Origin of the sequence: Nocardiopsis sp. NPDC058789 (assembly GCF_042745575.1) — a bacterium.
In the GTDB taxonomy this organism is placed as follows: domain Bacteria; phylum Actinomycetota; class Actinomycetes; order Streptosporangiales; family Streptosporangiaceae; genus Nocardiopsis; species Nocardiopsis eucommiae.
Genome location: NZ_JBHYOW010000007.1, coordinates 54,839 through 63,974, shown reverse-complemented (window position 1 = coordinate 63,974; position 9,136 = coordinate 54,839). Strand labels below are relative to the sequence as shown.

Sequence of the window (9,136 nt, the reverse complement as noted above, 5' to 3'; positions counted from 1 at the left end):
GCCGCACGGGAACGGGTGTCCTGCTGACCTCTCTCGGACGGTGACGCCGTCGTCACCACCGATACCAGCAGCCACCGCCCCGCGTCACCCCGTTGGCCCCTTCCGGTCACACCTTCCCCCGCACGCACTCCGGGACAGGAGGGCACCGTTCCCTGTCCGAGAGAGCTCAGTGCATGGACCGTCCCCCGCCCGACAGCAGAGAGGCCCCCATGGCGACCCCGAGCAGACACGACCGGCTCTCCCGATCCGAACGCGACCGCCCCTCGGCGGGCAAGCGGACCGGTCCCGCCCTGACCCCGGAGGACCTCGTACCGCACCTGCTCGGGCTGGCCCGGACCCTCCGTGAGGGTGACGGGCGGACCCCGCCGGGCCCGATACCCCACGAGCACACGTCCTGACTCTCCGACCCGGGTGACCATCCGGGTCGGGACACGGGCGGGGACGAGAAGGGGCTCCCACCCCGTCCACCGGGTGGGAGCCGCGAAGGGCGGCCGTGGGGCCGCCGGGGTGGGGCACCGGTCCCCGCCCGCCGTCCTCGGGCGGGAACCGGCGGTCTGTGGGTCAGTCGAACAGCGTTCCCCCGAACTCCTCCGCCTCGGACGCCGCACGGGCACGGCTGTCGAGCGGCCGCGGGCGGCTGTGTCGAATCCGGTGCGCGACGCGGCGGCCCGAACGCGGGGCGGGGACCCGCGCGGCCGCCCCGCCCCGGGTGACCGTGTCCACCCGCACCGCCCCGAAACCCTGTGCGGTGTGCTTGCCGATCCCGGCCAGTTCCAGGAGCTCCAGGAGGACCGCGAAGGCGGTGCCCTCGCTGAGCGGGCCGTCGGCCACGTCCAGGCGCAGGCCGCCCCGCCAGCCCAGCGCGGTCCGGTTCTCCGCCTGCTGGTGCTCGGTCAGCCCCACCTCCTCGCCCGGCAGCGCCGAGCGCCTGACCCGGTCCAGTCCGGCCAGGGCCTCCTCCAGCCAGGGGGTGGCGAGTTCGGGCGGCGCGAAACGAGCCACCGCGCCCACCGCGCCGCTGCCGCCGACGATCCCGCCGCCGGAGCGGTGCACGGCCCCGAAGAGCCGCCGGGGGTTGGGCCACACGTGCGGGACGCGCTCCCCCGTGGTGTCGCGCGTGGTGGTCACCACCGGGGTGAGGGTGTGTACCTCGGCCGCGCGCACGGCGACCGGGCGGTCCGCGGCGGTGAGCATCGCGGTGTACGGGGTGTCGAAGGTCCGCGTGACCGAGAGGGGTTCGAACAGGTGGTCTCCGACGCGCTGGACCCGGCCGACCAGCTCCTCGGGGTCCACGGGCGCCGGGGCGTCGTCGTCCAGCCAGGTGAGCGTCCAGTGATGGAGCCGGTCGCCCAGGGGGGCCGGCCACCCGTTCATCGCCCAGCGCTTGGCCGCCGCGTGCTCGGACTCCGGCTGCGGCCACCAGCGGTTCAGGAGTCCGTGGCAGTCCTCGGGCCGGATCGGCCGCGCCGCGTCCGCCCGCTCCCCCAGGATCACGGTCCACCGTCTGGGCACCGGACACCACCCCTCGCCTCGTCGTGACGGCGCCGCCGCCGTCCTCGTCCTGCCATGACTACTCTCGGACAGTCGCCGCGCACCCGTGGATCCGGGCGCCTCAGGCGTCCTCGGCCATCTCCACCAGACGTAGGACGGTACGCCAGTTGCGCGCGGTGACCTCCCCCGGGCAGTTCCGGGCGACCACGGCGGGTAGTCGTGCCTCACGCACGCCGAGCTCGTGGTGGGTGAACACCTCGGTGGGGGTGACGGCGATGCGCTCGCGCAGGTGGGTGGCGGGGTCGATCGCGGCGAGCGCGGCGGTGTCCACCGGCTCCGAGCAGAACAGCACCATGAACGCGGAGGGGTTCTCCACGGTCAGGGGGTTGGCCGCCACCGCCGCGCGGAGCTGGTCGAGGGTGCGCGCCATCACCGGCACGTCCAGACCGAGACGGTCGCGCAGCGCCGAGCGCACGGCCGCCTCCACCACCCCGGGGTCGGACTCCGAGGCGGTGAGGACGGCGTTGCCGCTCTGGATGTAGGTGGCCACGTCCGTGTACCCGAGCCCGGTGAGCAGCGCGCGCAGGTCGGCCATGGGCACCTTGCGGTGTCCCCCGACGTTGATACCGCGCAGCAGCACGATGTGTCTGGTCATACCGGTCATGGTGCCCCACGCCGACGACGGATCCACGGTTGTCCGGCCCCACACGCGGGGACCACAATGGGCTGGCCACTGTCGACCCACTCGAAGCGGAGGGCCCATGCCCCGTCTGAGCCACAGCCTCGCCCTGACACCCCTGGGGCGCGCGGACCTCGCACGGACGGTGTCCTCGGCCTACGGGGTCCTGCGCGGCGCGCGCTTCGGGGAGGACGGCCTGCTGGTCCTGCCGTCGGAGAAGGAGCTGCGGCGCCTGGAGCTCCGGGCCGAGGAGCTGGGCCTCACGCTCGACCAGGGGGAGCGGACCGCCCACGAGCACGGGACGCCGGACCCGTGGGAGGAGTCCGTGCGGACCGGGGAGCCGGGTTCCACCGAGCGCGAGATCGCCGCCCAGGACCTGGCGGACGAGGCGGCGATCGAGGCGGCCGAACCCTCCCTGCGACTGCTCTCCGGGGAGCACCTCGCACCCGGCAGCACCTACCTGGTCACCGAGGTCGATCCCGAGGGGCGGCCGGTCTTCGCGTCGGACGGCGAGGGGTGGGTGGGCACCGACCTCACCGTGGCCTCGTGGGACGAGAGCGGGGTGTGCGCGGTCGACTTCGCCATGCGTGAGGAGGCCGGGACCGGTGGGGCCTCCGCCGAGGACGACGGCGAGGCCCCCTCCACCACCGGCGGGGTGGTGCACGACCGCGCCCGGGAGACCCTGGCCGTCGACGCGGAACTGCGCTTCCCGGTACGGAGTGCCCTGGCACGCTGGGGTTCGCACCTGCTGCGCGCCCGGGTACGCGTCCGGCTGGACCTGCCCGGCTGGTTCGCGTCCGCCGCCGGCGCGGCGACCCCTCCCCCGGTGACCCTGGAGGTGGAGCACCCGCTGGTCCGGGCGCGCGGCGAGGCCTCCCCCTCGCCCGGAACCGACGGGACGTGGACGGTCACGGGACGGTTGGATGTGCACGGTGTCGGCCTGTCGCGCCCGATCGTGGCGGTGGCCGCGTGGGCGCTGCGCCGCTCCCTGCGCCGCTCCGAGCAGTGGTCCCTGGAGTCCGGTGCCGCGTCGTTCCAGCAGGGGTGGGACGACCTCGCCCGGGCCCTGCCGGGGCTCCCGGACCTCCTCGACGACGTGGCCGCCACCTTCGCCGACGCCGGCCCCGGCGACCACCGCTGAGGGTGCCGTCCGGCCCCGCCGGTCAGTCGCGGTCGGCGCCCCACCCGGTGAGCGAGCGCACCCGCAGCTCGGTGAAGCGCGCGCTGTCGCGTTCCCGTGAGAGCAGGCTGCCGACGATCGCGCAGGCGAAGCCGATCGGCACGGCCACCAGGGCCGGGTTCTCCATGGGGAAGACCTGGATGTCGATCCAGGCAGGCAGGATCGACAGGTTCTCTCCGGTCACGGGGTCGGTGTTGCCGGACACCACCGGGGAGAACAGCATCAGCAGCAGGGTCGCGGAGAGGCCGCCGTAGATCCCCCACTCCACGCCCCGTGTGTTGAAGCGGCGCCAGAACATGGTGAGGACGATGACCGGCAGGTTGGCGGCGGCCGCGATCGCGAAGGCCAGCCCCACCAGGAAGGCCACGTTCTGACCCTGAGCGCCCACCGCCAGGGCGATGGAGACAGCGCCGATCACACACGCGGAGAAGCGGGCCACCCCCATCTCCTGGGACTCGCGCGGACGCCCCCACATGAGGATGTGGCCGAACAGGTCGTGCGCGATCGAGGAGGACGAGGCCAGGGTGAGGCTGGCGATCACCGCGAGGATGGTGGCCAGCGCCACGGCGGAGATCAGCGCGAGCAGCACGGCCCCACCCACCGGCCCTGCGGCCCTGCGGCCCACCTCCTCCGCGAGCAGGGGGACGGCGGAGTTGCCCGAGGGGTCCAGGGCCGTGATGCGCTCGGACCCCACCAGGGCGGCGGCGCCGAACCCCAGGGCGAGGGTCATCAGGTAGAAGGCGCCCACCAGGGCGATGGTGCGGTTGACCGAGGAGCGGGCGGCGCGCCCGTCGGTCACCGTGTAGAAGCGGATGAGGATGTGCGGCAGGGCCACGGTGCCCAGCACCAGTGCCAGACCCAGGCTGACCAGGTCCATCTTGTTGAAGAGCGTCCGGGCCGCGTCTCCGGGGACCTCGACGCCGAACCGCAGTCCGGGTTCCAGGAAGGCCTGTCCGTGGCCGCTGGCCTCGGCCGCCCCGCTGAGCAGCGCGCGCGGGTCGAAGGAGAACAGGGCCAGGACGAGGACGGTGAGCAGTCCGGTCGCGGTGAGCAACACCACGGCCTTGATGATCTGGAGCCAGGTGGCCGCCTTCATCCCGCCGTACATCACGTAGACGATCATCAGCACGCCCACGAGCACGATGGCGCCGGTGCGGACCCGGCCCGCGTCCAGGCCCAGGACGGTGCCGCCGTCGTGCAGGCCGAGCAGGACCGAGACCAGGGCGCCCGCCCCCACCATCTGCGCCACCAGGTAGAACACGCACACGGTGACCGTCGACACCGTGCACGCCAGGCGCACCCGCATCCGGCGCATGCGGAAGGCGGGGAGGTCGGCCATGGTGAAGCGGCCGGTGTTGCGTGTGAGCTGGGCCATGGGCAGCACGAGCAGCCAGGCCACCAGGAAGCCGATGGAGTACAGGAAGCCGTCGTAGCCCTGGAGGGCGATCATCCCGGCGATACCCAGGAAGGACGCGGCGGAGAGGTAGTCGCCGGTCAGCGCGAGGCCGTTCTGGGTGCTGGAGAAGCCGCGCCCCCCGGCGTAGAAGTCGACGGCGCCCCTGGTGGTGCGCCGCGCGCGGATCGTGATGGCGAGGGTGACCAGGACGAACACCGCGCACAGGCCGATGGTCCAGGCGTGCGCGGCCTCGATCCGGCCGTCGAGCGCGGTGGTGAACGGAAGCAGGACGGTGTCCATCAGGCGGCCACCCGTCCGTCGAGGGTCTCCTCGGCCCGGGCACGGTCGCGGATCTCCTCCGCGAGGGGGTCGATGGCGCGGGCGGAGAAACGGCCGTACGCCCAGGCGAGCGCGAAGGTGAGCGCGAACTGCCCGACCCCCATCGCCATGGCGACGTTGACGGACTCGGTGATCCGCACACTCATGAAATCGCGCGCGTAGGCGGAAAGGAGGAGATAGGAAAGGTAACTCAGCAGGAAGATGGCGACCACCGCCCAGGACAGAAGTGCGAATCTCCTTCGGAGTTTCACGAATCGCGGGTCGACGGAGACGCGTTCACACGCGTGCGCCCTCTCCGCACCGCCCCGACCGCGCGCCGGTCCGCCTCCGGCGCGGAGCGGTTCCCCAGCGTCACCACCACGGCCTCTGGACGTGCCTTCCATGTACTCGACCACGAGTGTCCCCCCGAACACGGAGAATCCACCCCGCGCACGCGGGGCCCTTGTGTGTGCCGCCGAATCCGTTCCCCCACGGACCCGGCCTTTCCCTCGGCGCGCGCCGCACGGGGCGCGACGGCCGGTTTCCCGGGGCGGCCCGTCTCCGTCACCGGACGTCCCCTCACCCCTGAATGGGACTCACACTAACCACGGACCCCGCGCCGTGTTCACCAAATACACAAATCGGCTGGAACGAATACGGGACCGGAACACGAAAGGACGGAACGGCGTAGCGAAACGGTTCCCGGAAGGCCCGCGCCCCGCGACGGAGACCGGGATCACGGATCGTCACCCGAATGGACCGCCTGGTCATCCGGGCCACACGCGCCACCGGACGGCGCGATGACCCCTCCGACTTCGCTAGGCTTCGGGGCGACCCCGACCCATCACGGAAACCGGTCTCATCACCCGTTTCCGCGTTCGTACACGTGTATGATTACAGGGTCCGCACAGTTCACGCGATACCGAAGGGAAATCCCCGCCGTGGTCACCGAGGTCTTCACGCGCAAGTACTGCGATCCCCACGCCGTCCGCGAGGAGAAGGTCGAGGCGACTGAGGTCATCCAGTTCGCCTGGGAGGGTGCCGTCCGTGAGGTCGACTCCTGCGAGGAGTGCTTCAAGGAGCACGAGACCCGCTACGAGCCCCTCGTCGACTACTCGCGTCCGGTGAAGAAGCGCCGCGTCACCAAGAAGGCCGCCGCTGCCTCCACCGACAAGCCCGAGGGCTCCGACAGCGACGCGGACGGCGACGACGACTAGGTCGTCGACGCACCGGGGTTCGTCCCCGGACCACTCCCCGAGTTCACCGGGCGGTCCCCCGGGAACGTCCGGGCGGCCTCATCGCGTCAACCGCGAAACGGGGGTCGGTGGGCACGCTGGTGCCCGCCGACCCCCGTTCGCGTGCGCGCCCTACGGCACGCGCAGGAGCTTGCGGTTCACGAACTCCGCCATGCCGTACTCCCCCAGCTCCCGGCCGATCCCGGAGGCCTTCACCCCGCCGAACGGCAGGTCGGCCTGGGTGCGAGAGGGGGCGTTCACCGACACCATGCCCACGTCGAGCCGGTCGGCGACGGCCAGCGCCGCCTTCTCGTCCGCGCCGAAGACCACGCTGCCCAGCCCGTACGGGGTGTCGTTGGCCAGCTCGACCGCCTCGTCGACGGACCCGACCCGGTGCACCACGGCGACCGGTCCGAAGATCTCCTCCCGGTAGGCACGCGTTCCGGGAGCCACTCCGGTGAGGACCGTGGGCCGCACGAACGCCCCGTCGCGGTCCGGCCGGTCGCCGCCGGTCAGCACGGTCGCCCCGTGGGCCACGGCGTCCTCCACCTGCCCGATCACCTGGCGCGCGGCCGTCTCCGAGGAGAGCGGCCCCAGGTCGGTCCCCTCCTCGGCGGGGTCGCCGACCCGCAGGGCCGCGACCCGGTCCACGAAGGCCGCCACGAAGGCGTCGTGGACCTCGTCCAGCACGATGATCCGCTTGGCGGCCGTGCAGGCCTGTCCGGCGTTGCCCATGCGGCCTGCCACGGCGGCGTCCACCGCCCGGTCGAGGTCGGCGTCGGCCAGCACGATGAAGGGGTCGGACCCGCCCAGTTCCAGGACGGTCCGCTTCATCGCGCGTCCGGCGAGCGCGCCGACGGCCCGGCCCGCCCGCTCCGACCCGGTGAGCGAGACCCCCTGCACCGCCGGGTGCTCGATGATGCGCGCCACCTGCTCCTCGGTGGCGTACAGGTTGGTGTACACGCCCTCGGGCAGTCCGGTGTCGGCGTACAGGTCGACGATCGCCGCCGCCGACTCGGGGCAGCTCGGCGCGTGCTTGAGCAGCACGGTGTTGCCGAGCGCGATGTTGGGGGCCGCGAACCGCGCCACCTGGTAGTACGGGTAGTTCCAGGGCATGATGCCGAGCAGGACGCCGATCGGTTCGGTCCGCACGATCGCGGACCCCTCGGCCACGTCCAGGGCGCGGTCGGCGGTGAACGCGGCGGCGTTGCGGGCGTAGTAGTCGTGGATGTCGGCGCACAGGTCGACCTCACCCAGCGCCTCGGCGGTGGTCTTTCCCATCTCCCGGGTGATGATCGCCGCGAGATGGTCGCGCCGCTCGCGGTGGAGCTCGGCCGCGGCCGCCAGGAAGCGGGCGCGCTCGGCCACCGGGCGGCGGCGCCAGTCCCGGAAGGAGGCGGCGGCCCCGGCGACGGCGGCGTCGACCTCGGCCTCCGTGGCGGTGGGGAAGCGCCGGACCACACGGCCGGTGGTCGGGTCGGTGACGGCGTAGTCGGTCACGAACGGTCCTCTCCGGGGACGTAGGTGGTGGCGGGGCCGAGCTCGCCCGCGCCCAGGCGGCGGGTCACGTCGGTGAACAGTTCCAGCCCGGCGAGCAGGTCGGCGTCCTCGGTGAACTCTCCGACGTTGTGCGAGACGCCGCTGACGGAGGGCACGAAGAGCATCACGGTGGGGACGTGCTCCTTCATGTTGATGGAGTCGTGCCCGGCCACGGTCATGATGGGCTCGCTGCTCAACCCGAGGCGTTCGGCGCTGGTGCGGGCGAGCTCCACGCCGGAGGGCTGGTAGGGGTTGACACCCCAGGAGTGGGACAGGTGCCGCTCCACGGTCACCCCGCTCTCCGCCTCGATCCCGGCCACGCGCTCCAGCAGCAGGGCGTTGGCCCGCGCCAGCACGTCCTCGTCGGGTGAGCGCAGGTCCAGCAGGAGCGTGACCCGGGAGGCCACCACGACCGGTGAGTTCGGGTAGACGTCCAGTTTTCCCACGGCGGTGTGCAGGGTGCCGGGGAAGGCGTCCGCCAGTTCCCGCGCGGCGACGACCAGGCGGGAGGCGCCCAGGAGCGCGTCACGACGGTCCGCCATGACGGTCGCCCCGGAGTGTGACTGCTCCCCGTGCACGGTGATCTCGTACTTGCTGGCCGCCCAGGACGCGCTGACCAGACCGATCGTGGAACCGGAGTCCTCCAGGACCCGGCCCTGCTCGATGTGGATCTCGGCGCAGAAGACGGCTGGGGGGCCGTCGCCGTCACCCAGGAACCCGGTGGGCTCCAGCGCCTCGGCCACGGTGGTCCCGGCCCGGTCGCGGGTGGCCAGCGCGGTCTCCAGGTCGAGCCTGCCCGTGTACACGGCGCTGCCCATCATGGAGGGCTCGAACCGGGAGCCCTCCTCGTTGAACCAGTTGACCACGGCCAGGTTGTGCGCGGGTGGGGCTGCCGGGGCGGGCTCCTCGGCAGCGACGCGGAACACGGCGTGCGCCGCCGCGAGCACGCCGTAGGCCCCGTCGAAGCGACCGGCGGTGGGCTGGGAGTCCATGTGGGAGCCGACGACGACGTAGGGGGCACCGGGGACGCGCTCCAGCAGCCCGAACTGGTTGCCGATCCGGTCGTAGACCACACGCAGGCCGTTCTCCTCCATGAGGGAGGCGAACCACCGGCGCTGGGCGTTGTCGGGTTCGGTGGCGGCCTGGCGGTCCACGCCCCCCTCGGGGGTGGCCCCGAAGGTGCTCATGGTCGCGAAGTCGTCCAGGAAGCGCTGGTCGGCCTCGTCCCGCGCCGGGGTCGGCTCGGTGGTCGGTCGGCTGGTGGGCATGGGTCGTCCCCTGTTCGTACGGTGGTGTCG

9 protein-coding genes are annotated in these 9,136 nt (G+C 72.7%); 3 read left to right on the top strand and 6 right to left on the bottom strand.

Going from position 1 to position 9,136, the window contains the following annotated elements:
• Positions 1-209 precede the first annotated feature (209 nt).
• A complete protein-coding gene (locus ACFW3L_RS11820) occupies positions 210-398 on the top strand; it encodes a hypothetical protein (RefSeq protein ID WP_378739199.1) in 189 nt (62 codons plus the stop codon).
• 163 nt (positions 399-561) lie between these two features.
• On the opposite strand, the gene cas6 is transcribed toward ACFW3L_RS11820, so the two are convergent.
• Positions 562-1,512, bottom strand: a complete 951-nt coding sequence (cas6, locus tag ACFW3L_RS11815) for a CRISPR system precrRNA processing endoribonuclease RAMP protein Cas6 (protein ID WP_378739197.1) — start codon at positions 1,510-1,512, stop codon at positions 562-564.
• Between the two features lie 100 nt (positions 1,513-1,612).
• Complete coding sequence (locus ACFW3L_RS11810) at positions 1,613-2,155, bottom strand: DUF1697 domain-containing protein (RefSeq protein WP_378739195.1); 543 nt, start codon at positions 2,153-2,155, stop codon at positions 1,613-1,615.
• Positions 2,156-2,252: 97 nt separating this feature from the next.
• On the opposite strand from ACFW3L_RS11810, the gene ACFW3L_RS11805 reads away from it, so the two are divergent.
• Positions 2,253-3,311: a hypothetical protein gene (locus tag ACFW3L_RS11805; protein ID WP_378739193.1), complete on the top strand. Its 1,059-nt coding sequence runs from the start codon at positions 2,253-2,255 to the stop codon at positions 3,309-3,311.
• Between the two features lie 22 nt (positions 3,312-3,333).
• On the opposite strand, the gene ACFW3L_RS11800 is transcribed toward ACFW3L_RS11805, so the two are convergent.
• Both ACFW3L_RS11800 and ACFW3L_RS11795 read right to left on the bottom strand, forming a co-directional pair.
• Positions 3,334-5,046 carry a cation acetate symporter gene (locus ACFW3L_RS11800; protein ID WP_378739190.1) on the bottom strand — a complete coding sequence of 571 codons (1,713 nt, stop codon included), beginning with the start codon at positions 5,044-5,046 and terminating at the stop codon, positions 3,334-3,336.
• A complete protein-coding gene (locus ACFW3L_RS11795; protein WP_378739763.1) occupies positions 5,046-5,480 on the bottom strand; it encodes a DUF485 domain-containing protein in 435 nt (144 codons plus the stop codon). The genes ACFW3L_RS11800 and ACFW3L_RS11795 overlap by 1 nt, the downstream gene beginning before the upstream one ends.
• Before the next feature lie 525 nt (positions 5,481-6,005).
• Here ACFW3L_RS11795 and ACFW3L_RS11790 point away from each other — a divergent pair.
• On the top strand, positions 6,006-6,281 hold the full coding sequence (locus ACFW3L_RS11790; RefSeq protein WP_378739188.1) for a hypothetical protein: 276 nt from the start codon (positions 6,006-6,008) through the stop codon (positions 6,279-6,281).
• A 150-nt stretch (positions 6,282-6,431) separates the two neighbouring features.
• On the opposite strand, the gene ACFW3L_RS11785 is transcribed toward ACFW3L_RS11790, so the two are convergent.
• Together ACFW3L_RS11785 and ACFW3L_RS11780 are read right to left on the bottom strand one after the other, a co-directional pair.
• Entirely contained in the window at positions 6,432-7,799 is a 1,368-nt protein-coding gene (locus ACFW3L_RS11785; RefSeq protein WP_378739186.1) for an NAD-dependent succinate-semialdehyde dehydrogenase, read from the bottom strand.
• Positions 7,796-9,106: a M20 family metallo-hydrolase gene (locus tag ACFW3L_RS11780; protein ID WP_378739184.1), complete on the bottom strand. Its 1,311-nt coding sequence runs from the start codon at positions 9,104-9,106 to the stop codon at positions 7,796-7,798. The genes ACFW3L_RS11785 and ACFW3L_RS11780 overlap by 4 nt, the downstream gene beginning before the upstream one ends.
• Between the last annotated feature and the right edge of the window lie 30 nt (positions 9,107-9,136).